We start from the raw sequence: 21,617 nt of genomic DNA, 5'->3' as shown, positions 1-21,617 counted from the left end.
CCGTGCGGCGGTGCCGGACATGGTCGAGCCCGTGCCGCCGGGGGGATGGCGGCACGGGCTCAACGTCGTCGCGAAGCGCCGTCACGAACCCGCCGGGAGGCGGATCCGGGCCTGTCAGGCGGTCTTGCGGCGGCCGGCGCGCAGGATCTCCAGGCGCTCGGCCAGGACCTCCTCCAGGTCCTCCAGGGTGCGGCGCTCCATCAGCATGTCCCAGTGGGTACGCGGCGGCTTGCCCTTCTTGGCCTGCGGCAGCTCACCGTCGACCCGCAGGGCGGTCGCGCCGCAGTTACGGCATTCCCAGGTCATCGGCACCTCGGCCTCGGCCGCGAGCGTCACGGTGAACCGGTGGCCCTTGGTGCAGGTGTAGTCGACCTCCTGGCGGGGGGCCAGATCGGTGTTGCGATCGTTCTCGTAGCTCGTCGCTCCGAGACGGGTGCCGCGAAGTGCGCGCTCGGCCATCGTCACGTGCCTCCCAGACGGCTTGCATTCTCGCCTTGCCCAACGCTGGATACCGTCACAAGATTCCCCGAACGTACGGCGTTCAACCGCACGGCCACGCAGGTGGTAGATCAACGGAGGACCCCGATGGTCTCCGCCTTCTGCCGCCCCCGAGGCCCGGCAGGATCACCGTTGCGGACGTGGTCGGCGACAACCGTCAGGAGGCCCGACGAGATGCAGGCCGCCGGTCTCCCCCTTCAGCCGCGCTTGGTCAGGACCTCGTCGATCAGCCCGTATTCTTTGGCCTCCTCGGCGGTGAAGTAGCGTTCGCGGTCCAGGTCGCGGCGGATGTCGGCGGGGTCCCGTCCGGTGGCCTCGGCCAGGATCAGCGCCATCTGCTCGCGCAGCCGCAGGATCTCGCGCGCGGCGATCTCCATGTCGCTGGACTGCCCGCGGATCGCGCCCTCCACGGCGGGCTCGTGCAGCAGGATCCGGGAGTGGACGAGCGCCGCCCGCCGTCCCCTGGTCCCGCCGGCCAGCAGGATCGCCGCGGCGGAGGCGGCCTGCCCGATGCAGGTGGTCTCGATCTCCGGCTTGATGTACCGCGTGGTGTCGTGGATCGCCAGCATCGCCGTCAGCGACCCTCCGGGCGAGTTGATGTAGAGGCTGACGGGACGGTCGGGGTCCATGCCCTCCAGCGCCAGCAGCTGGGCGGTGACGTCGTTGGCGGCGGTGTCGTCGACCTGCGTGCCGAGGAAGACGATGCGGTCCTCGAACAGCTTGTTGTAGGGCGTCATCTCCTTGGTGCCCCAGGAGGTGCGCTCCACGAACGAGGGCATCACGTACCGGGCGCGGGGCGGCTCCGGCCCGGCGGCGCCGCCCCGGGCGTCGTGCGGCGCGGCCGTCACGACCCCACCCGGTCGGTGGTGTCGATGACGTGGTCGACCAGGCCGTAGTCCCTGGCCTCCTCGGCGGTGAACCAGCGGTCCCGGTCGGAGTCGGCCTGGATCTCGGCGAGGCTGCGGCCGGTGTGGAAGGCGTGCCGCTCGGCCAGGATCGTCTTGAGGTAGAGGGACTGCTCGGCCTGGATCTTGATGTCGGAGGCGGTGCCGCCGATGCCGCCGTGCGGCTGGTGCATCATCACCCGGGCGTGCCGCAGGGCGTACCGCTTGCCGGGGGCGCCGGCGCACAGCAGCGTCTGCCCCATGGACGCGGCCATGCCCATCGCGACGGTGGAGACGTCGTTGGGGACGAACTGCATCATGTCGTAGATCGCCATCCCGGCGTCCACGACACCGCCGGGGGAGTTGATGTACAGGGTGATGTCGCGCCGTTCGTCCTGCGCGGCCAGCAGGAGCAGCTGGGCGCACACCCGGTTGGCGAGCCGGTCGTCGATCTCCTGCCCCAGGAAGATGATCCGCTGTTCCAGCAGCCGCTGGAACAGCGCCTCGCTCGCCGGATGCTCGGGTGCCTCCACCGACGCCAGGGTCCGCCCGATGTAGGTCTCGGGCCGCGCCGTCCCCGTCCCGCCGGGCTGCGTCCCGCCGGGCTCGCGTTCTTCCCGCATGGTGCCTCCGTCCATGGCCTGTCGGCCGCCCACAGAAATGATCTGTACGTTTCGTACGTTCTGTACGTTACGAACTGTACTGTCGCGGGCGGGAAGGGCCAAGGGGAGTTCGCCGTAAGATGAACAGCGTGGAGAAAGCGGTGACGGAGGCGCGCAAGGAGTTCGCCGACCTGGTGAACCGGGTGGCCTACACCGGCGAGCGCGTCGCGCTGACCCGGCGCGGCAAGGTCATGGCCGCGCTGGTGTCCGCGGAGGATCTGGAGCTGCTGGAGAGCCTGCGGTCGGGGCGGCTCGGCCTCGTCCAGCCCGCTGCGAGCGGGCAGGTGGACGAGCGGCCCGCGCCCCGGCCCGCCCCGTCCGCGCAGCCGGCTCCGCTGCGCATCGCCGCCGAGTACCGGCCGCCGGGTTCGGGGCCGGGCCCGCAGCGGCCGCCGGGGTTCGGCCGCTAGGGCCTGTCCCGCGCGGGGCGGTGCGGGTCAGCGGTCGGCGTTGACGGTGACCGACCGGCCGGGACGCGGCCACAGGCCGCGGGCGGTGAACACGTCCCTCAGTGTGATCAGGTCGTCGGTCATGATGCCGTCGATGCCCAGGTCCAGCAGGCGTTCCATCTCGTCGCGCCGGTTGACGGTCCAGGCGTGCACTTGCAGGCCCAGTGTGTGCGCCTGGGCGATGAACGATTCGGTGACGAACGGCAGCCGTCCTAGGCCGTAGGGGACCTGGGCGCAGGCGACGCCGGTGGAGGCCAGCCGCACCAGCTTGGCGGTGGGGCCGCCGTAGGACTTGGCGCGCAGGGCCATCACGCCGCGGGGGCCCAGCGCCATGCACACCTCCTGATCGGTGAACAGCGGCAGGCGCGCCCGCATCTGCGCCAGGCGGCGCGTGGAGAACGAGGTGATGCACACCCGGTTCCACGCCTTGGTGCGGTGCAGCACCTGGGCGAGGGGGCCGATGACGGGCGCGTCCTTCAGGTCGATGTTGACGCGGGCCTGCGGGAAGGAGCCGAGCACGTCCTCCAGGCGGGGGATCGGCTCGGTGCCGCCGATGCGGGCCCGGGCGACCTGCGTGTAGGGCAGCCTGGCGATCGTGCCGGTGCTGTCGGTGACGCGGTCGAGGGTGTGGTCGTGGAAGGCGACCACGACGCCGTCGGCGGTGGCGTGCGCGTCGGTCTCCAGGTAGCGGTAGCCCAGGTCGATGGCGCGCTGGAAGGCGGCCATGGAGTTCTCGGGGGCGGAGCCGCCGGCGCCGCCGCGGTGCGCGAACGGGATGGGGCCGGGATGGTCCAGGAATTCGAAGGTGCCGGGCACTCACCCGATTATGGCGGGTGGCGGTGTGTCGGGCGATTCGGCGTGCCGGAAACCGCCTGAACCGGTCCGGACCTTACAACGTCAAGGCGCGGGGAAGGTGTTACGGTCGCTTCTTCCACGGAGACGAGTGAAGGCTGATGCGACCATGAGCGATCCCGAGGAGTACCGCGCCACCTTCGAGATGGTGGACGCTGACGGCGACGGCTACATCTCCACGGCCGAGCTGAAGAACGTGATGAGGGCGCTGGGGCGGGAGATCACCGAGACCCGGGCCGTGGAGGTGATGGTGGACGCCGACCGCAACCGGGACGGTCGGATCTCCCTGGAGGAGTTCGCGGAGCTGATGGCGGCCGCCGGGAACTGAAGGGCACTGAACGGGCACCGGCGCCGCGGCCCCGGGGAACCGGAGGACCGGTAACCGGGGCCGCGGTGGTCAGGTGGCCCATTCGCGGCGGCGGGCCTCGGCCAGGGCGATGGCGGTGGCGACGGCGACGTTGAGGGATCCGACGCGGCCGATCTGGGGGATGTAGGCGACGGCGTCGGCCTCCGCGAGCAGGGCGGGGGAGCAGCCGTGGTCCTCGCCGCCGACGGCCAGGCACACGTCGCCGTCCAGTGGCGCCTGGTGCAGGGGGACGGCGTCGCCGGTGAGCTCGACGGCCACCAGCCGCAGCCCTTCGGCGCGGATCGCGGCGGCGGCCTTGGCGGGGGTGCCGGCGTGTTCCCAGGGGACGAGGCGTTCGGTGCCGAGGGCGGTCTTGGCGGCGTTGCGGTGGGTGGGTTCGACGGCGTTGCCGGCCAGCCAGAGGTGTTCGACGCCGAAGACGGCGGCGGTGCGGATGATCGAGCCCATGTTGAAGGGCTGGGTGACCGATTCCACCAGCAGTCCCAGGCGTGCCTCGGTGCGCCTGCGCCAGTCGCGGTTGAGGCGTTTGACGTCGGTGGGGCGCAGTTGCCTGCGCGCCTGCTGCTCTTTGGGGGTGCCGGTCATGGGGTCGCGGTTCCGTGTCTGTCGGGCCGGGGCTGGTCGGGTGGGGGCTGGCCGGGCCGGGATTGGTCGGGCGGGGTGGCGGGTGCGGTGACGGTCAGGACGCGGTAGGCCGAGCGGGAGGCCAGGCGGGTGGTGGGCAGGCCCTGGTCGTTGAGCCAGCGGTGCAGGGAGTCCGAGCCCAGGTGTTTCTGGACGACCAGGTGGGCGGTGCCGCCGGGGGTGAGGCGGGGGAGCCAGGCCAGCAGCAGGTCGTGCAGGGCGGTCTTGCCGATGCGGATGGGCGGGTTGGACCAGATCGCGGCGAAGCGCAGGCCGGGGTCGATCTGGTCCGGCAGGCTGAACCTTACATTGTCAAGGCCGGCGATTGTGGCGTTGCTCCTGGCCAGGCCGAGGGCACGTTCGTTGACATCCACCCCGTACACGCTCGCCTGCGGCGAGCGTCGCGCCATGGTGAGCGCGACCGGGCCGTATCCGCAGCCGAGGTCGAGGAGGTCGCCGGTAGGCGGGGGAGGGGGGACGGTCTCCAGGAGGATGCGGGTGCCGGGGTCGACGCGGTCGGGGGAGAACATGCCGGCGTCGGTGTCCAGGCGCAGGTGCAGGTCGGGCAGGACCAGGTCGACGGTGCGGCGGCGCCCGGCGGCCGTGGGCCGTCCGGTGAAGTAGTGTTCCCCCACGTTGGCCGACGGTATCGCGGCTAGGGCAGGCGGGCGAACCAGAACAGGGAGGTGCCGCCGGCGGCGAGGGCGAGCAGCAGGGCGATGCCGGTGAAGCGGGCGGCGACGTCGCGGTGTTCGGTCCTGAAGCCCAGTGAGGTGCCGATGCTGTCGTAGACCTCCGACAGTTCGCTGCCGTCGGCGGCCTCGTAGGCTTTGCCGCCGGCGCCTTGGGCGAGGCCGCGCAGGGTTTCCTTGTTGACCGAGACGCTGGTGGTCTCGCCTTCGATGTCGACGGTGCCGTAGGGGGTGCCGAAGGCGATGGTGGAGACCGGGACCTGGGCGGCGCGGCTGGCGTCGATGGCTTCGGGGACCGAGCGGCCGGTGGTGTTGTCCCCGTCGGAGAGCAGGACGATGTGGGCGGGTGGCGGGTCCTGGGATGCCTGTGCGTCGAAGGAGCGGACGGCTTGCAGGGAGGTGAAGACGGCTTCGCCGATGGCGGTGCGTTTGGCGAGGACGAGCTGGTCGATGGAGGCGATGGCGGACTGGCGGTCGGTGGTGGGCGAGGCGACGAGGTTGGCGGAGCCGGCGAAGGCGACGACGCCGACGTTGAAGCGGGCGGGCAGGTCGCGGATGAACTTCTTGGCGGCGTCCTTGGCGGCTTGGAAGCGGTCGGGTGGGACGTCCTTGGCCATCATGGACAGGGAGACGTCGACGGCGACGATGATGGTGGCGCGGTCGCGGGGAACTTTGACGCTGGTGGCGGGCCGGGCGAAGCCGATCATGAGGATGAGGAGCATGGCCAGGAACAGTCCGGCGGCCACGTGCCGGCGCCAGCCGGGTCGCCGGGGGGCGACCTGGGAGAGCAGGGCGAGGTTGGTGAAGCGCACGGCGTAGTTGCGGCGGCGCATCTGCAGCAGGGTGTAGGCGCCGATGATCAGTGGCAGGAGGGCGAGCAGCCAGAGCCGTTCGGGTGACAGGAACGTCATGGGCTCCTCCTCGGGCGCGGCCCCGGGGTGTGCTGTGCCGGGTGGTGTTGTTCCGGGGTGTGCTGTGCCGGGGCGCTTGGGCGGGCGCTCATGGGCGTGCTCCGGTTCTGCCGAGGGCGCGTCCGGCGGCGCGGCGCTGGCGGAGGGTGAAGCGGGCGACGTCGGCGACCCAGTCGCGGTCGGTGCGCAGGACGAGGTGGTGGGCGCCGCAGCGGCGCAGGGCGGCGCGGGTGCGGTCGCGTTGGGCGGCGGCGGCCGCGGCGTAGCGTTCGCGGACGCGGCGGGACAGGACGATCTCGTGGACGGTGCCGGTTTCGGGGTCGGTCATCTCGACCAGGCCGATGTCGGGGAGGTCGAGTTCGCGGGGGTCGATGATCTCGACGGCGAGGACCTGGTGGCGGGCGGCCAGGCGGCGCAGGGGTTTCTCCCAGGGCGGGGGGCCGTGTGGGGTGTCGGCGGTGTGGGGGTCGTCGGCGGGTGGGAGGAAGTCGGAGATGACGACGCGCAGGCCGCGGCGGGTCTGGCCGCGGTCGAGCGAGGTGATGGCGGCGGCGAGGTCGGGGACGGGCCTGGCGCCGGGGGTGGCGGGGGTGCGGGTGCGGCGGGGGTGGGGGTCGTCGTTGCCGGGGGTGGTGTCCAGGACGGCTTCGAGCAGGGCGTACAGGGCGGCCTTGCCGGTGCGGGCGGGCCAGCGGCCCAGGCCGGTGGGGTGCAGGAGGTAGGCGCCGACGCGGTCGCCGAGGCGGACGGTGAGGAAACCGACGGCGGCGAGGGCGGCGGCGGCCAGGTCCCGTTTGATCACGGTGCCGGTGCCGAAGTCCATGCTGGGGGTGAGGTCCATGAGGGCCCATGCCTCCAGCTCGTGGTCGGCGATGAGGTCGCGGACGTGGGGGGTGGTGGTGCGGGCGGTGACGGCCCAGTCCATGTGGCGGACGTCGTCCTCGCCGGGCTGGTAGAGGCGGGCTTCGGCGAGTTCGGTGCCGGGGCCGGGGAGCAGGCCGAGGTGCTCGCCGTTGAGGAGTCCTTCGAGTTTGCGGGTGACGGCCAGTTCCAGGCGGCGCAGGGTGCGTTCGGGGGCGAGGGCGGCGGTGCGGGCGCGGCGTGCGCTTAGCGTCCCGCCGCCGGGGGCACCGGTGGCGTGGTGGTGCGGCCGGGGAGCGCCGGTGGTCACTGGGCGGTCACCGTGCCGTGGTTCCAGACGACGCGGGGCGGGGGGACGGCGGCCAGGATCTGGGCGACGACGTCGGCGGTCTCGACGCCGTCGGCGAGGGCGTCGAAGGTGAGGACGATGCGGTGCGACATGACGTCGCGGGCGACGGCGCGTACGTCGTCGGGCAGGACGTAGTCGCGGCCGTTGACCAGGGCCAGGGCGCGGGCGCAGGCGACCAGGCCGAGGGTGGCGCGGGGGCTGGCGCCGATCTCGATGACCTGGCGCAGGTCGGGCAGGCGGTACTGGTCGGGTTCGCGGGTGGCCATGACGAGCCGGACGATGTAGTCGGCGATCAGTTCGTGGACGGAGACCTCTTCGGCGGCGCGCTGGAGGCCGATGAGGCGTTCGGGGTCGAGGATGCGGTCGGCTTCGGGTGGGTCGACGCTCATGCGCTGGAGGATCTGGAGTTCCTCGTGGGCGCCGGGGTAGCGGACGTCGATCTTCATCAGGAAGCGGTCGCGCTGGGCCTCGGGGAGGGGGTAGACGCCTTCGGATTCGATGGGGTTCTGGGTGGCCAGGACGATGAAGGGGTTGGGGACGGGGTAGGTGTTGCCGCCGAGGGAGACCTGGCGTTCGGCCATGACCTCCAGGAGGGCGGACTGGACCTTGGCGGGGGCGCGGTTGATCTCGTCGGCGAGGACGAAGTTGACGAAGATGGGGCCGAGTTCGACGTCGAACTGTTCGGTGGAGGGGTGGTAGATGCGGGTGCCGACGATGTCGGAGGGCACCAGGTCGGGGGTGAACTGCAGGCGGGCGAAGGTGCCGCCGACGACCTGGGCGAGGGTGCCCACGGCGAGGGTCTTGGCGACGCCGGGGACGCCTTCGATGAGGCAGTGGCCGCGGGCGAGCAGCGCGACGACCATCCGCTCGACCATGTGCTCCTGGCCGACGATGACCTTTTTGACCTCGGCGACCGTGTGCTGCAGGAGCGCGGCGGCCTGGTCGATGTCCTGCGCTGCGACGGTCATCTCCCCGTCCTTCACTGTTCTCACCGTTCTGCGCTGTCCGTGCGGGTGCCGGCGGGCGCATTCCGACCTTACGCGATCACATGTACCCATTGGCGGCGGATGGCTCCCACCGGGGGTGCGGGGTGGGCGGCGTGGTCCGTGCCGTGCCCGCCGCCGGGGAGGGTGGCGGGGATCGGCGCTGGTGGCCGGTGTGGCATGGGCTGTGGGCGTGCCGGGGGTCAGCCTGCCATCGGTGGCTGTAAGAACGCTGTAAAAGGGGCGGTGGCAGGGTTTTACCTCTGGTGGGCGGTTGTAGTCTGGCGGCCATGTCCAGGCCGTTGCCTCCGGGTGATCCCGTACAGCTGGGGCCGTACCGGCTGGAGGCGCGGCTGTCGGAGACCCAGGCGGGGATCGTGTACCTGGGGGTGGACGAGGCGGGGCGGCGCGCGAGCGTGGCGGTGCTGAACCGGGGCGCGGCCGGGGACGCGGCGGCGCGGGACCGGTTCCGCGCGGCGATCACCTCGTCGCTGCCGGGTCCGGGGCGGCCGGCGGGGGACGGGGACGCGGCTCCGGTGGTGGCGGCGCAGCCGGAGGGCCCGGCGCCGTGGGTGGCGACGTCGTATGACAGTGAGCGGTCGGGCCGGGCGGGGGCGGAACGGTTCCTGGCGCCGGTGATGCTGGAGGGCGGGGTCGGTGGCCGGCGGTGGGCGGTGTGGCGCGGGCCGCGGTTCCAGCCGTACTGGCTGGGGTCGGGTGAGCCCGCGCTGGAGCGGCCGCCGGTTCCGGCGCCGGTCGCGGCGCCGCCGGAGCGTGCCGAGCGGGGCCTGGTGGGGGCGCTGCTGACGCTGGCGGCGATCCTGGCGCTGCTGGTGTTGCTGATGCTGTTGCTGTTCGCGTGCCAGCCGAAGGTGAGCCAGCCGCCGCCGCAGCCGCCCGATCCGCCGTCGCAGTCGCCGTCTCCGGCGCCGACGCCCTCGGCCGGGGAGCCGTCGCCGCCGCCGCGGCCGTCGCCGACGGAGGCGCCGACGGGTCCGCCGGGGCCGCGGCCGACCGGTGGTGAGGAGCCGGGCGAGCCGGACCCGGTGAACCGCCCGGCCCGATAACGCGGGCGCGGGGGCGGCCGTGGCCGGAAAAGTGGGGAGACGGGCGGCGCCGGCTCTGGGAGGATGGCCGGGTGCTGGAGAATCTGGTCGCCTTCGCCGGGGCCGCGGTTGTGATCGCGCTGGTGCCGGGGCCGAGCACGGTGGTGATCCTGCGGTCGTCGATGCGGTCGGGCCGCCGCGCGGGGCTGGCCACCGTCCTGGGGAACGAGACCGGGGTGGTGCTGTGGGGGGTGTCGGCGGCGCTGGGCCTGTCGGCGCTGCTGGCGGCGTCGCGGGTGGCCTATGACGGGATGCGGATCGCCGGCGCGGTGGTGCTGGTGTGGTTCGGTGCCAGGGCGCTGTGGCAGGCCCGCCGCGGCGCGTTCCCGGGCGACGCCGGGGACGTGGGCAGCGGTGCCGGGGTGGAGGGCGGCGGGGCGCCTGCCGGGGTGCCTTTGGGCCGCTGCTACCGGCTCGGGCTGATCACCAATGTCGCGAACCCGAAGGCGGGGGTGTTCGCGGTGTCGTTCCTGCCGCAGTTCGTGCCCGAGGGCGCGCCCGTCCTGCCGGTGCTGGTGGCCTTGTCGGTGCTGTGGTCGCTGATCGACCTGGTCTGGTACCTGGTGGTGGTGTGGGTCGTGGACGCGGCGCGGCGCACGTTCGCCCGTCCGGGGGTGCGGCGCCGCCTGGAGCAGGTGTCGGGGGTGGTCCTGGTCGGGCTGGGTGTGCGGCTGGCCGCCGAGACCCGCTGACCGCGTAGGGGGGACGCTGGGGGCGAGCGGCGGAGGTGAGGGTGATGCGGTGCCCGCAGTGCGGTGGCGACACCGGGACGGACGCGCAGGCGTGCCCGCGCTGCGGCGCCGCCCCGCCCGCCGACCCGTCCCCTGCCGGCCCGTCCGCGGTGGGGCCGGAGCGGGAGCCGGGGGACGACGCGACGCTGGTGGAGACGCGGTTCGCCGACATCCCGCCCGCGGAGGAGACCTTCGCCGTGCCCGCCGTCCAAGGACGGCAGGGGCGGCCGGGCGGGCGGGGGCCGGCGGCGTACGCGGGCTGGCTGGTGGCGGGGGCGTTCGCGCTGGCGCTGGCCGCGGTCCTGATCGTGCTGTGGCCCTCCGACCGTGCCCGGCAGGGCGGCTCCACCGGCGGGAGCACCCCGCAGCGGCAGACCTCGCCGCAGGGGCCGGCGCAGACGGCGGGTCAGGCGTCGCCGGCCGCCCCGGACACGGGGCCGGACGTGGGGCCGGAGGTGGGCCGGGAGCGGTTCTTCGTGGACACCTTCGCCGCGGCCGAGGGGTACGAGCGGCCCGCGGCGTCCGGTGCCCCGGTTGGTGAGCTGCGCAGGGGCAGGCACTATGTGTTCTGCAAGCGGTGGGGGCAGCGGATGGAGCGCAACGGCGGTGAGGACTTCAACCACTGGTGGCTGCTGACCGATCTGGACGAGGTGTACGCGAGCGGGGGCGCGTCGCGCGCGTGGGTGCCCGCGCTGTACCTGACGCATTGGGGCAACGACGAGGCCAGGGACAACGCGGGCCGGGACATCCCGGTCTGCCCGCGCTGAGCCGTACCGCCGGCGGCGGCGCGGGGGCGCGGCGGTACCTGACGGGCCGGGCGGGCCTGGGTCAGGTGGGGCCGTGGTCTTCGGCGGGGACGGGCCCGGTCCGGGTCCAGTCGAAGGAGCGTTCGACGGCGCGTTTCCAGTTGTGGTACTCGGCGGCGCGGCGGGCGGGGTCCATGGCGGGGACCCAGCGGGCGGCGCGGTGCCAGTTGCGGCGGAGCCCTTCCAGGTCGGCCCAGTATCCGACGGCCAGCCCGGCGGCGTAGGCGGCGCCCAGCGACACCGTCTCCACCACCATGGGGCGGACGACGGGGACGTTGAGGACGTCGGCGACGCATTGCATGAGGAGGTTGTCGGCGGTCATGCCGCCGTCGGATTTGAGTTCCCGCAGGGCCAGGCCGGAGTCGCGGTTCATCGCGTCCACGACCTCGCGGGTCTGCCAGGCGGTGGCCTCCAGGACGGCGCGGGCCAGGTGCCCTTTGGTGATGTAGGAGGTCAGGCCGACGATGACGCCGCGGGCCTCGGCGCGCCAGTGAGGGGCGAACAGGCCGGAGAAGGCGGGGACGATGTAGCAGCCGCCGTTGTCGTCGACGGTGCGGGCCAGTGTCTCGATCTCGGGGGCGGTGGTGATCAGGCCGAGGCCGTCGCGGAACCACTGCACCAGCGCGCCGGTGATGGCGATGGACCCTTCCAGCGCGTACACGGCGGGCTCGTTGCCGATCTTGTAGCCGACGGTGGTGAGCAGGCCGTTGGCCGAGCGGATCGGTTCCTTGCCGGTGTTCATGAGCAGGAACCCGCCGGTGCCGTAGGTGCATTTGGTCTCGCCGGGGCTGTAGCAGGTCTGGCCGAACAGGGCGGCCTGCTGGTCGCCGAGGGCGGCGCCGATCCGCACGCCGGGGAAGACGCGGCGGGCGGTGCCGTAGATCTCGGTGGAGGAGCGGATCTCCGGGAGCATGGCGCGGGGGACGCCGAAGAAGGCCAGCAGGTCGTCGTCCCAGGACAGGGTGGCCAGGTCCATCAGGAGGGTGCGGCCGGCGTTGGTGACGTCGGTGACGTGCACGCCGCCGTCGGTGCCGCCGGTCAGGTTCCAGATCAGCCAGCTTTCCATGGTGCCGAACAGCACTTCGCCGCGTTCGGCGCGTTCGCGCAGGCCGGGGGTGTGGTCGAGCATCCAGGCGATGCGGGGCGCGGAGAAGTAGGTGGCCAGGGGCAGGCCGGTGCGTTCGGCGACCAGGGCGGCGCCGGGGGCGCGGCCGAGTTCCTCGACGAGGGCGTCGGTGCGGGTGTCCTGCCACACCACGGCGCGGCCGGCGGGCAGGCCGGTGACGCGGTCCCACAGGACGGTGGTCTCGCGCTGGTTGGCGATGCCGGCGGCGGCGACCTGACCGGGGGTGACGCCGGCCTGGGCGAGGGCCTCGGGGGCGATGCGTTCCAGGTTGCGCCAGATCTCCAGGGCGTCGTGCTCGACCCAGCCGGGTTTGGGGAAGTGCTGGCGGTGCTCGCGCTGGGCGACCGACACCAGCCGGCCGCTGTGGTCGAACAGGATGCACCGGGTGGAGGTGGTGCCCTGGTCGATCGACATCACGTACCGCTCGGTCATGCCGCCCCCGCCCGGGTGGGAGGGGTGTCACCAGCGGGAGGCGCCCAGATCGCGGGAGACGGCGCGGGAGGCGTCTCGGACGTAGGCGACCAGGCCGGGGTCGGGGACGCGGCGGGCGGCGCCGCCGGCGGAGGGGCCGGCGGAGGGGTCGGTGCGGCAGATGCGCTCGACGGCGCCGGACACGCCGATGGCGCCGACGACCAGGCCGCCGTGGCCGCGGATGGGCGCGGCGATGGACGCCTCGCCCAGCACCATCTCCTCGATCTCGGCGGCCCAGCCCTGTTCGCGGACGCGGGTAAGGGAACGCGCCAGGGCGCGGTGGTCGGTGATGGTGCGGCGGCAGTACGCCTCCAGGTCGGTGCCGCGGATGCCGGCGGCGGCGTTGACGTCGTGGGCGAGCAGGGCCTTGCCCAGGGCGCTGGCGTGCAGGGGCAGGAGCGTGCCGATGTCCATGGCCTGCAGCGAGTCGTCGGGGCGGAACACGTGGTGGACGACCAGGACCTTGCCGTCCAGCAGGGTGCCGATGCGCACCGCCTCGCCGCTGCGGGCGGCCAGCGCGTCGGCCCAGTTGATGGCGCGTGAGCGCAGCTCGTTGACGTCCAGGTAGCTGGTGCCCAGGTGCAGCAGGGCGGCGCCGAGCTGGTATTTGCCGCTGGCCTCGTCCTGTTCGACGAATCCGACGCGTACCAGGGTGCGCAGGATGCCGTGGACGGTGCCGCGCGCCAGTCCCAGGGAGGCGGCCAGCTCGCCGACGCCCAGACGGCCGGAGCTGGCCGCCAGCAGCCGGAGGATGGCCGCGGCCCGCTCGATCGACTGCACCGGTCCCGGCATGGGCCCGATCCTATGTTTCCCGGAAGGGTGCCGACAATGTCGGCGCCCGCCGTCATTGCCGGGGGAACCGGGCGGGCCAGCCCGTTCCCTGTGATCTGCGGCATATCCGGGAGGGTAATGTGCGCGCCGCCGCAGCGAAAGTGTTCGACATTGTCGGCAGATGTCCGTTGACCGGTGATATGTCCCGGCTTAGCGTCCTCGGCAGCCGAAGGGCCGTCTCGTCCCGCCGCGACGGGTTCCGCGGGCGCCCTCCCACCCCCCCCTTTGCCAAGGGAGGCAAGGTTGTGACCGAGAAGAGCAGCATGGACGGGGCCGGCGGCGCACCGCCGGAGGCGGCCGCGATCCCCGGCGGGGCGCTGGGCGCCGTGCTGGCCGAGTTCGCCGGGACGATGATCCTGATCCTGTTCGGCGTCGGCGTCGTCGCGCAGGTCGCCGGCGCGCAGATCGGCGACCACGACAGCATCGCCTGGGCCTGGGGGCTGGGCGTCACGCTCGGCGTCTACGTGGCGGCGCGGGCCAGCGGCGCGCACCTCAACCCCGCGGTGACCGTCGCGCTGGCGGTGTTCCGCGAGTTCCCCTGGCGCCGCGTCGCGCCCTACGCGCTGGCGCAGACCGCGGGCGCGTTCGTGGCGGCGCTGATCGTGCGGTGGAACTACACCGAGGTGCTCGGCGCCGTCGACCCCGGCCACACCATCAAGACCCAGGGCGTGTTCTCCACCCTGCCCGGCAACGGCACGCTGCCGGTGTCGTCGCTGGGCGCGCTGCGCGACCAGATCATCGGCACCGCGATCCTGCTGTTCCTGGTGCTGGCGATCACCGACGCCCGCAACGACGGCCCGCTGGCCAACCTCGCGCCGTTCGTCATCGGCCTGGCCGTCGTCGCCATCGGGATGGCGTGGGGCACCGACGCCGGGTACGCGATCAACCCCGCCCGCGACTTCGGGCCGCGCCTGGCCTCGTTCCTGACCGGGTACGGCGGGGCGTGGCGCGACCAGTACGGCGACCTGTACTTCTGGGTCCCCATCGTCGGCCCGCTGGTGGGCGGCGTGCTCGGCGCCGGCCTCTACAAGGCCCTGATCGGGCGGTTCCTGCCGGGCCCGTCCGCGCCCGAGCCCCAGCCCGCGCCCACCAAGGTGCCGGCCGAGGCCGCCTGACCCCCCACCACGCCCCCGGGGGCGCGGCCCGCGCGGGCCGCGCCCGCCCCCACCAGGAGAGTCATCGATGAGCGAGTTCGTCGGAGCGGTCGACCAGGGCACCACCAGCACCCGGTTCATGATCTTCGACCATGGCGGCAACGAGATCGCCCGCCACCAGCTGGAACACGAGCAGATCCTGCCCCGCGCCGGCTGGGTGGAGCACAACCCCACCGAGATCTGGGAACGCACCCGCGCCGTCATCCAGACCACGCTGACCACCGCGAACCTGGGCCCCGGCGACCTGGCCGCCCTCGGCATCACCAACCAGCGCGAGACCGCCGTGGTGTGGGACCGCCGCACCGGCCGCCCGTACTACAACGCGATCGTGTGGCAGGACACCCGCACCGACCGGATCGCCGCGGCGCTGGAACGCGACGGCCGCGGCGAGGTGATCCGCCGCAAGGCGGGCCTGCCCCCCGCGACCTACTTCTCCGCCGGGAAGGTCCAGTGGATCCTGGAGAACGTCGACGGCGTCCGCGAGGCCGCCGAGGCCGGTGACGCCCTGTTCGGCACCACCGACACCTGGCTGCTGTGGAACCTGACCGGAGGCATCGACGGCGGCGTGCACGTCACCGACGTCACCAACGCCAGCCGCACGATGCTGATGGACCTGGAGACCCTGGACTGGGACGACGAGCTGCTGGGCTTCTTCGGCATCCCCCGCGCCATGCTCCCGCGCATCCGCCCCTCCTCCGACCCCCGCGGCTACGGCACCACCCGCGACGACGGGCCGCTGGGCGGGCAGGTCCCGCTGACCGCCGCGCTCGGCGACCAGCAGGCCGCCACCGTCGGCCAGGTCTGCTTCGAACCGGGCCAGGCCAAGAACACCTACGGCACCGGCAACTTCCTGCTGCTCAACACCGGCACCCAGCCGGTGCGGTCGGCCAACGGCCTGCTGACCACCGTGTGCTACCAGCTCGGGCAGGACGCCCCCGTCTACGCGCTGGAAGGGTCGATCGCGGTGACCGGGTCGGCGGTGCAGTGGCTGCGCGACCAGCTCGGCATCATCTCCGGCGCCGCGCAGAGCGAGTCGCTGGCCCGGCAGGTGGAGGACAACGGCGGCGTCTACTTCGTCCCGGCCTTCTCCGGGCTGTTCGCCCCCTACTGGCGTTCGGACGCGCGCGGCGCCATCGTCGGGCTGTCCCGCTTCAACACCAACGCGCACGTGGCGCGCGCGACGCTGGAGGCGATCTGCTACCAGACCCGCGACGTGGTGGAGGCGATGCGGGAGGACTCCGGCGTGGCCCTGGACGTGCTCAAGGTCGACGGCGGCGTCACCGCCAACGAGCTGTGCATGCAGATCCAGGCGGACGTGCTGGGCGTGCCGGTGTCACGGCCGGTGGTGGCCGAGACCACCGCGCTGGGCGCCGCGTACGCGGCCGGGCTGGCCACCGGGTTCTGGAAGTCCACCGACGAGCTGCGGCAGAACTGGAACCAGGCGCGCCGCTGGGAGCCGACCTGGGACGGGCAGCGCCGCGAACGCGGCTACGCCGGCTGGAAGAAGGCCGTCCAGCGCACCCTGGACTGGGTCGACCTGGACACGCCGGGCGAGGGCGCGGCCGGCTGAACCGACGTGGGCGGGGCCCGGGCACCGGCACCCGGCCCCGCCCGCCCCTCCCCATCCGACGCCCTTCCCACGCCCTACCCACGCCCTTCCGACGCCCTTTTGACGCCTGAGGAGCCTGCAGTGACATCGGTACCCCTGGGACCGCAGTACCGCCGCGACGCCCTGCGGCGCCTGGCCGACACCGAGTTCGACGTGCTGGTGGTCGGCGGCGGCATCGTCGGCGCCGGCGCCGCGCTGGACGCGGTCTCCCGCGGCCTGTCGGTCGCGCTGGTGGAGGCACGCGACTGGGCCGCCGGCACCTCCTCCCGCTCCAGCAAGCTGATCCACGGCGGGCTGCGCTACCTGGAACAGCGCGACTTCGGCCTGGTCCGCGAGGCGCTGCGGGAACGGTCCCTGCTGCTGACCCGCCTGGCCCCGCACCTGGTACGCCCCGTGCGGTTCCTGTACCCGCTGCGGCACCGGCTGTGGGAACGCTGCTACGTCGCCGCCGGCGTCACCCTGTACGACACGCTGGGAGCGACCCCGGGCGGGGCACTGGGCGGCGGCCGGGTGATGCCCCGGCACCGGCAGCTCACCCGCGGCGGCGCGCTGCGCGAGGCGCCGGGACTGCGCGCCGACGCCCTGGTCGGCGCCATCCAGTACTACGACGCGCAGGTCGACGACGCCCGCTACACCATGATGGTCGCCCGCACCGCCGCGCACTACGGCGCGTGCGCGCTCACCCGCGCCGAGGCCACCGGGTTCCTGCGGGAAGGCGAACGGGTCACCGGCGCCGCCGTGCTGGACGCCGAATCCGGCGTGGAGATCGCCGTGCGCGCCCGCCGCGTCGTCAACGCGACCGGGGTGTGGACCGACGGCGCCGGGCGGATGGCGCAGACCCGCACGCCCTTCAGCGTCCGCGCGTCCAAAGGCGTGCACCTGCTGGTGCGCCGCGACCGCATCCCCCTGCACACCGGGCTGATCACCCGCACCGACAAGAGCGTCCTGTTCGTCATCCCCTGGGGCCGGCACTGGATCATCGGCACCACCGACACCCCCTGGGACCACGGACCCGACGAGGCCGCCGCCGACTCCGCCGACGTCGACTACCTGCTGGACCAGGTCAACGCGCTGCTGCGCGTCCCCCTGGAGCGCCAGGAGGTGGTTGGCGTCTACGCCGGGCTGCGGCCGCTGCTGTCGGGCGACGGCGGCGACACCACCCGGCTGTCACGCGAGCACACCGTCGCCGAACCCGTCCCCGGCCTGGTGGTGGTGACCGGCGGGAAGTTCACCACCTACCGGGTCATGGCACAGGACGCCATCGACGCGGCCGCCGCCGGCCTGGACACCGCCGTCCCCGCCTCGGTCACCGCGCGCCTGCCGATCCTGGGCGCGGTCGGCTCCGAGGTGCTGTGGAACGAACGGCACCGCCTGGCCTCCGGATCCGGCCTGCACGTGGCGCGCGTGGAACACCTCCTCCAGCGGTACGGGGCGTGCGCGACCGACCTGCTGTCCCTGATCGCGCGGGACGCCGGGCTGGGCGAGCCCGTCCCCGGCGCCCCCGACTACCTGCGCGCCGAGGTCGTGTACGCCGTCACCCATGAGGGCGCCCTGCACCTGGAGGACGTGCTGTCGCGCCGCACCCGCATCACCATCGAGGAACAGGACGGGGGAGTGGCGGCCGCCTACCACGTGGCCGAGCTGATGGCACCGGTGCTGGGGTGGGACGCCGCGCAGGTGCCCGCCGAGGTCGACGCCTACGTGCGGCAGGTCCGGGCCGAACGAGGGGAGGAGGGCCCGCTGCCCGGAGAACAGGCGGCCTGCCCCGCACCCGCATAACCACCTGAACCTTACAACGTAAAGACCGAGGGTGGTTGACCCAATCCCACCCCTCAACTCACCCCCCCCGAACACAACCCCGCCGACGTCAGGGGCCTTCTCGCCAGGGGACAGCGCGGACGCTGATGTGGCCGTCGGCAGGGTTGTAGTAGGAGACGAGCAGGTCGCGCCGGGTGCTGAGCTCGGGGTGGCCGATGTAGGCGCGGCAGAGGTTGACGCCGGATTGGCCGCCGCAGGGCATGCGTCCCCGGCGGAGGGGTTTCCACGGGCCGGTGGGGTGGGGTGCGCGCCAGATCTGGAAGTCGCCGCCCAGGGTGCGCTGCTCGATGAGGGCGTAGCCGTTGCCGGTGGTGGTGTAGTCGGCGGCGTGGACGGCAATGGGTGCGGCGCCTGGGAGGAGGGTGGCGGCTTGGGCGGGGTCGGGGGTCCAGCCGTGGGCGGTGCGCCAGCGGTAGGCGGCGGGGTCGGTCCAGGCGTGGGGGCGGGCGGGGACGCGTGCGAGGGTGACGCGGCCGGTGGCGCAGGCGCCGAAGGCTTGGGTGTCGCAGGTGGACCCGTACAGGTAGAGGTGGCCGCCGGTGATGACGGGGGAGCCGAGGGCGTGCTGGAAGGGCAGCCCGGTGGGGGTGGTGAACACGCGGGACTGGGGGCCGAGGGCGTTGGTGGCGGGGCGGTACTGGACCAGGCCGAAGGCTTGGTTGGAGATGGTGGTGCCGTGGACGCACACGTCGATGTAGGTGATGAGAAGGGTGTCGGTGCCGGGGATGGCGGTGACGCCTGAGATCCAGGATGCGCTGTAGGCGTTGCCGGGAATGCGGCACGGGATGGTGGCGGGCTGCGGGGTGTTCTGTGGCGTCTGCTGCGGGGTGGGCTGGTGGCTGGTGGTGGGCAGGACGATGCCGGGGGGCGTGTGAAGCATGCCCCGTGGTGGGTGCGGTGCGGGGGTGTCGGAGGGTGGTGCGGGTGGTGGGGGGAGTTCGGTGAGGCTGGTGGGAACGCGGCCGGGGCGGTAGGGGCCGGTGGCGGCGGTGGCGCCGAACCAGAGTCCGCGGTCGGTGCCCGTCCATGCCGAGTCGCAGAACAGCCAGAGGGCTTGGCGGCGCGTTCCAGGCTGGGGGGCGGAGTAGCCGCAGTCGCGGTCGATGTGGTTGCCGGGTGCGGAGGTTTCGTACCGGGACAGGACGCGTGCGGGTGGTGCGGCGTCGGGTGGGGGTGGCGCGGTGGAGGGGCCGAGCAGGGGAGTGGTGAGGGTGGCGAGCGCGGCGGCGATGAGGATGGTGGTGCGGGCGCGGGGTGGCCGTCGCGCCATGGGGTCCTCCTGGTGCGCTGCCGGTGCCGGCCCGGCGGCGGGGGCGGTCCGGGTGGAAACGATAGCGCGGAACGGTGGGGCCGGATCCGACCATCCGGACGTGCCCGTTCGTGGGGGCGGGTTTACCGCGGGCAGGCGGGGTAGTGCGGCTAGGGCCTGCGGGAGGGGGCGCGGTCGCGTCCGGCCTGCCGCGGGCTGCCCCCGGAATGGAAGGAACGTGACAGTGGGAACCCCCTCGACGCCTGATGGTGGCGTTCACCGTGTGAAGCAGGACGCCGCGGACGGCGGCAAGGACGGCAGGGTCAAGACCGGTTCGAAGGCCGCCAGGAACGCCTCGCGCGCGTCCGGTGCGGCGTCCAAGACCGCCTCGAAGACCGCTACGAGGACCGCGTCGAAGGCGGCGTCTCATGCCGGTGGCACGGCGCGGCGGGCCGGTGAGGGTGTGCGGCAGGGTGCCGGCCGGGTGGCCGGGACGGCGGTCGCGCTGCCCGGTCAGGTCGTCAGGCTCGGCAGGCTGATGACCGTGCGGCGGTTGCTGCGTGCGGCGCCCGCTGTGGCGGCCGCGGGTGCGGCCGTGGTGGTGGCGCGCCGGCTGGCGCGCAGGCGCTGACGGCGGCGCGGGCCGGTGGCCCGGGACCGGGCCGGGGTGGGATCTCCGGTCCGGTCCTTGGCGTGCACGCGTGCGGGAAGGCGGGGGAGGGGCGGGGGTTTTGGTGTGGTGATGACCGTTTCCTGGGTGCCCGTTTAGTCCGTTGTGCTCGGGTACGAGACCGGCCTGCGAACGACGCCGGCAAGGGCCGAGAAGGAGTGGATGAGATGAGCGGGCCGATCGCCCAGCAGACCTCCGGCACCACCTACCAAAGGGCCTGGTCATCGACCTGTACGCGCGGGTGGCGCTGGTCGGTATCGAGATCCTGACCGTGGACGTGCGGATCGTGGTGGCCAGTGTGGACACCTACCTGCGTTTCGCCGAGGCGTGCAACCGTCTGGACCTGGCGAGCACCGGTAATACGCCCAGGGGCTGCCGGAGATGGTGGGGGGCCTGACCGAGTCGGGTGCCGGACGCAAGACCAAGGGCGCGCTGCAGGGCGCGCAGGAGAAGCTCAAGGAGACCTTCGGCGGATCCGAGTCCGAGGAGAGCTCCGGTGAGAAGGACGGTGGGCAGGGCAAGGAGCGGCAGCCTGCGCGGCGCCGCTCGTCCCGCAAGGAGGACCAGGAATGACCACCGCGGCCTCGGAGCAGCAGGTCCCGCAGTACGTGTACGGCGTCACCCGTCCCGGCGTCGCGGTGCCCGATGGGCTGACGGGTGTCGAGGACCAGCCGGTCCGGCTGATCGAGCATGAGCGGTGCGCGGCCGTGGCCGGTGATCTGCCCGTTCAGCGGCCTTTGGGGGAGCGCGGCGATCTGGTCGCGCATCAGCGGGTGCTGGAGGCGTTCCTGGAGGGCGGCGGGGTGGTGGCGCCGTTCCGGTTCGGCGCGGTGCTGGCCGGGCCCGGCGCGGTGCGTGAGGAGCTGCTGGCCGCCAACGCCGAACGGCTCGCCGAGGTGCTGGACCATCTGGACGGGCGTGTGGAGCTGCGGGTGCGCGGCACCTACGTGCAGGAGGCGGTGCTGCGGGAAGCCATGGCCGAGGAGCCGGAGATCGCCGATCTCAACGCCCGGATCAGGCAGGTCCCCGACGATGCCGCCGAGGCCGCCCACTACGACCGGGTGCGGCTGGGGGAGATGATCGCGCAGTCGCTGGAGCGGCGCCGTGACCGTGACGGGCAGGCGCTGCTGGAGGCGCTGGCACCGGCCGCCGAGGCGCTGGTGCGCAAGCCGCCGGCGCGGCAGGAGGACGTGGTGGACGCGGCGTTCCTGGTCTCGCGTGACCGCCGGGACCGTTTCGAGGGGGCCGTGCGTGACCTGGGGGCGCGGCATGCCGACCGCATCACGCTGCGGCTGATCGGGCCGCTGCCGCCGTACGACTTCGTCCCGGAGGCGTGAGCGATGGGCATGGTCACCGGCCTGCTGACGTTGCCGCTGGCGCCCGTGCGGGGCGTGGTGTGGCTCGCCGAGGTGCTGCAGGAGCAGGCGGAGGCGCAGCTGTACGACGCGGGGCGTGTCGCGGCGGAGATGCGGGACATCGCCGACGCGGTCGCGGCCGGGCAGATGAGCGAGCAGGAGGCGGCCGGGCGTGAAGAGGAACTGGTCCGCAGGCTGACCGGCCGCGCCTGAGGCGCCGGGCGCGGCGGGCCGAAGGGAAGGGGTGAGCATGCTGTCCGCCTGTGACGCCGCCGAACGCGCCGTCCACCATGTCACCACGATGACCGGCCGCGCCGCCGAGTGCGTCATCGGGATCGAACGCGCCGGCGGCCACCACTCGGGCGAGGGGGAGCGGGGGAGCGGCGGGGGTTGGCGCGTGACCGTCGAGGTCGTCGAGACCCACCGCATCCCCGACTCCGCCGACATCCTGGCCGCCTATCAGGCCGAGGTCGACGACGACGGCGACCTGGTCTCCTACCGGCGCCTGCGCCGCTACCCGCGGGGCCGCACCGGCACCGACTGACCCGGGGCACACCGT

The 21,617-nt window shown here is 73.4% G+C and carries 26 protein-coding genes; 14 read left to right on the top strand and 12 right to left on the bottom strand.

Going from position 1 to position 21,617, the window contains the following annotated elements; all coding sequences use genetic code 11:
• Window positions 1-114: 114 nt before the first annotated feature.
• The 3 genes from QSK21_RS04265 to QSK21_RS04255 form a co-directional block, all read right to left on the bottom strand.
• On the bottom strand, window positions 115-459 hold the full coding sequence (locus tag QSK21_RS04265) for an RNA polymerase-binding protein RbpA (RefSeq protein WP_285693849.1): 345 nt from the start codon (window positions 457-459) through the stop codon (window positions 115-117).
• A gap of 236 nt (window positions 460-695) precedes the next feature.
• Complete coding sequence (locus QSK21_RS04260; RefSeq protein WP_285693848.1) at window positions 696-1,346, bottom strand: ATP-dependent Clp protease proteolytic subunit; 651 nt, start codon at window positions 1,344-1,346, stop codon at window positions 696-698.
• The gene (locus QSK21_RS04255; protein WP_285693846.1) at window positions 1,343-2,005 is read right to left on the bottom strand and encodes a ClpP family protease; all 663 of its coding nucleotides are present in this window, start codon (window positions 2,003-2,005) and stop codon (window positions 1,343-1,345) included. The genes QSK21_RS04260 and QSK21_RS04255 overlap by 4 nt, the downstream gene beginning before the upstream one ends.
• A gap of 128 nt (window positions 2,006-2,133) precedes the next feature.
• Here QSK21_RS04255 and QSK21_RS04250 point away from each other — a divergent pair, with 128 nt between their 5' ends.
• A complete protein-coding gene (locus QSK21_RS04250; protein ID WP_285693845.1) occupies window positions 2,134-2,454 on the top strand; it encodes a type II toxin-antitoxin system Phd/YefM family antitoxin in 321 nt (106 codons plus the stop codon).
• A 27-nt stretch (window positions 2,455-2,481) separates the two neighbouring features.
• On the opposite strand, the gene QSK21_RS04245 is transcribed toward QSK21_RS04250, so the two are convergent.
• Window positions 2,482-3,309 carry a glycerophosphodiester phosphodiesterase family protein gene (locus QSK21_RS04245; RefSeq protein ID WP_285693844.1) on the bottom strand — a complete coding sequence of 276 codons (828 nt, stop codon included), beginning with the start codon at window positions 3,307-3,309 and terminating at the stop codon, window positions 2,482-2,484.
• Between the two features lie 145 nt (window positions 3,310-3,454).
• On the opposite strand from QSK21_RS04245, the gene QSK21_RS04240 reads away from it, so the two are divergent.
• Window positions 3,455-3,673 (top strand): EF-hand domain-containing protein, encoded by a 219-nt coding sequence (locus tag QSK21_RS04240; RefSeq protein WP_285693843.1) that lies wholly within the window; start codon window positions 3,455-3,457, stop codon window positions 3,671-3,673.
• 69 nt (window positions 3,674-3,742) lie between these two features.
• Here QSK21_RS04240 and QSK21_RS04235 read toward each other — a convergent pair whose 3' ends face one another.
• The 5 genes from QSK21_RS04235 to QSK21_RS04215 all read right to left on the bottom strand — a co-directional run bounded on the left by QSK21_RS04235 (window position 3,743) and on the right by QSK21_RS04215 (window position 8,117).
• Window positions 3,743-4,297 carry a TrmH family RNA methyltransferase gene (locus QSK21_RS04235; RefSeq protein WP_285693842.1) on the bottom strand — a complete coding sequence of 185 codons (555 nt, stop codon included), beginning with the start codon at window positions 4,295-4,297 and terminating at the stop codon, window positions 3,743-3,745.
• Window positions 4,294-4,971, bottom strand: coding sequence for a class I SAM-dependent methyltransferase (locus QSK21_RS04230; RefSeq protein WP_285693841.1), 678 nt, complete (start codon window positions 4,969-4,971; stop codon window positions 4,294-4,296). Before QSK21_RS04230 ends, QSK21_RS04235 begins: the two co-directional genes overlap by 4 nt.
• 20 nt (window positions 4,972-4,991) lie before the next feature.
• Complete coding sequence (locus tag QSK21_RS04225; protein WP_285693840.1) at window positions 4,992-5,939, bottom strand: VWA domain-containing protein; 948 nt, start codon at window positions 5,937-5,939, stop codon at window positions 4,992-4,994.
• 88 nt (window positions 5,940-6,027) lie between these two features.
• Complete coding sequence (locus QSK21_RS04220; protein WP_502871501.1) at window positions 6,028-7,110, bottom strand: DUF58 domain-containing protein; 1,083 nt, start codon at window positions 7,108-7,110, stop codon at window positions 6,028-6,030.
• Window positions 7,107-8,117: an AAA family ATPase gene (locus QSK21_RS04215; RefSeq protein WP_285693839.1), complete on the bottom strand. Its 1,011-nt coding sequence runs from the start codon at window positions 8,115-8,117 to the stop codon at window positions 7,107-7,109. Before QSK21_RS04215 ends, QSK21_RS04220 begins: the two co-directional genes overlap by 4 nt.
• 305 nt (window positions 8,118-8,422) lie before the next feature.
• Here QSK21_RS04215 and QSK21_RS04210 point away from each other — a divergent pair, with 305 nt between their 5' ends.
• The 3 genes from QSK21_RS04210 (at window position 8,423) to QSK21_RS04200 (ending at window position 10,736) form a co-directional block, all read left to right on the top strand.
• Window positions 8,423-9,199, top strand: a complete 777-nt coding sequence (locus tag QSK21_RS04210; RefSeq protein ID WP_285693838.1) for a hypothetical protein — start codon at window positions 8,423-8,425, stop codon at window positions 9,197-9,199.
• 71 nt (window positions 9,200-9,270) lie between these two features.
• The gene (locus tag QSK21_RS04205) at window positions 9,271-9,930 is read left to right on the top strand and encodes a LysE family translocator (RefSeq protein ID WP_285693837.1); all 660 of its coding nucleotides are present in this window, start codon (window positions 9,271-9,273) and stop codon (window positions 9,928-9,930) included.
• Window positions 9,931-9,974: 44 nt separating this feature from the next.
• Complete coding sequence (locus tag QSK21_RS04200) at window positions 9,975-10,736, top strand: hypothetical protein (protein ID WP_285693836.1); 762 nt, start codon at window positions 9,975-9,977, stop codon at window positions 10,734-10,736.
• Between the two features lie 61 nt (window positions 10,737-10,797).
• On the opposite strand, the gene glpK (QSK21_RS04195) is transcribed toward QSK21_RS04200, so the two are convergent.
• Window positions 10,798-12,333 carry a glycerol kinase GlpK gene (gene glpK / locus QSK21_RS04195; RefSeq protein ID WP_285693835.1) on the bottom strand — a complete coding sequence of 512 codons (1,536 nt, stop codon included), beginning with the start codon at window positions 12,331-12,333 and terminating at the stop codon, window positions 10,798-10,800.
• A gap of 27 nt (window positions 12,334-12,360) precedes the next feature.
• Complete coding sequence (locus tag QSK21_RS04190) at window positions 12,361-13,164, bottom strand: IclR family transcriptional regulator (RefSeq protein ID WP_285693834.1); 804 nt, start codon at window positions 13,162-13,164, stop codon at window positions 12,361-12,363.
• Window positions 13,165-13,448: 284 nt separating this feature from the next.
• On the opposite strand from QSK21_RS04190, the gene QSK21_RS04185 reads away from it, so the two are divergent.
• The 3 genes from QSK21_RS04185 (at window position 13,449) to QSK21_RS04175 (ending at window position 17,745) form a co-directional block, all read left to right on the top strand.
• On the top strand, window positions 13,449-14,318 hold the full coding sequence (locus QSK21_RS04185; RefSeq protein ID WP_285693833.1) for an MIP/aquaporin family protein: 870 nt from the start codon (window positions 13,449-13,451) through the stop codon (window positions 14,316-14,318).
• A 67-nt stretch (window positions 14,319-14,385) separates the two neighbouring features.
• Entirely contained in the window at window positions 14,386-15,927 is a 1,542-nt protein-coding gene (glpK, locus tag QSK21_RS04180) for a glycerol kinase GlpK (RefSeq protein WP_285693832.1), read from the top strand.
• Window positions 15,928-16,047: 120 nt separating this feature from the next.
• Window positions 16,048-17,745 (top strand): glycerol-3-phosphate dehydrogenase/oxidase, encoded by a 1,698-nt coding sequence (locus QSK21_RS04175; protein WP_285693830.1) that lies wholly within the window; start codon window positions 16,048-16,050, stop codon window positions 17,743-17,745.
• 88 nt (window positions 17,746-17,833) lie between these two features.
• On the opposite strand, the gene QSK21_RS04170 is transcribed toward QSK21_RS04175, so the two are convergent.
• A complete protein-coding gene (locus tag QSK21_RS04170; protein WP_285693829.1) occupies window positions 17,834-19,054 on the bottom strand; it encodes a DUF5005 domain-containing protein in 1,221 nt (406 codons plus the stop codon).
• Between the two features lie 262 nt (window positions 19,055-19,316).
• On the opposite strand from QSK21_RS04170, the gene QSK21_RS04165 reads away from it, so the two are divergent.
• From QSK21_RS04165 to gvpO, 6 genes are all read left to right on the top strand, one after another.
• Complete coding sequence (locus QSK21_RS04165; protein ID WP_285693828.1) at window positions 19,317-19,664, top strand: hypothetical protein; 348 nt, start codon at window positions 19,317-19,319, stop codon at window positions 19,662-19,664.
• Between the two features lie 280 nt (window positions 19,665-19,944).
• Window positions 19,945-20,100 (top strand): hypothetical protein, encoded by a 156-nt coding sequence (locus QSK21_RS36060; protein WP_502871500.1) that lies wholly within the window; start codon window positions 19,945-19,947, stop codon window positions 20,098-20,100.
• The gene (locus tag QSK21_RS36055; RefSeq protein WP_352231247.1) at window positions 20,085-20,276 is read left to right on the top strand and encodes a hypothetical protein; all 192 of its coding nucleotides are present in this window, start codon (window positions 20,085-20,087) and stop codon (window positions 20,274-20,276) included. The genes QSK21_RS36060 and QSK21_RS36055 overlap by 16 nt, the downstream gene beginning before the upstream one ends.
• On the top strand, window positions 20,273-21,040 hold the full coding sequence (locus tag QSK21_RS04155) for a GvpL/GvpF family gas vesicle protein (RefSeq protein WP_285693827.1): 768 nt from the start codon (window positions 20,273-20,275) through the stop codon (window positions 21,038-21,040). The genes QSK21_RS36055 and QSK21_RS04155 overlap by 4 nt, the downstream gene beginning before the upstream one ends.
• Before the next feature lie 3 nt (window positions 21,041-21,043).
• Entirely contained in the window at window positions 21,044-21,271 is a 228-nt protein-coding gene (locus QSK21_RS04150) for a gas vesicle protein GvpG (RefSeq protein WP_285693825.1), read from the top strand.
• Between the two features lie 37 nt (window positions 21,272-21,308).
• Window positions 21,309-21,602, top strand: a complete 294-nt coding sequence (gene gvpO / locus QSK21_RS04145; RefSeq protein WP_285693823.1) for a gas vesicle protein GvpO — start codon at window positions 21,309-21,311, stop codon at window positions 21,600-21,602.
• The last annotated feature ends 15 nt before the right edge of the window (window positions 21,603-21,617 follow it).

It is taken from the genome of Actinomadura sp. NBRC 104412 (assembly GCF_030269515.1).
GTDB lineage: Bacteria > Actinomycetota > Actinomycetes > Streptosporangiales > Streptosporangiaceae > Spirillospora.
This window is presented reverse-complemented; position numbering and strand designations above follow the sequence as displayed.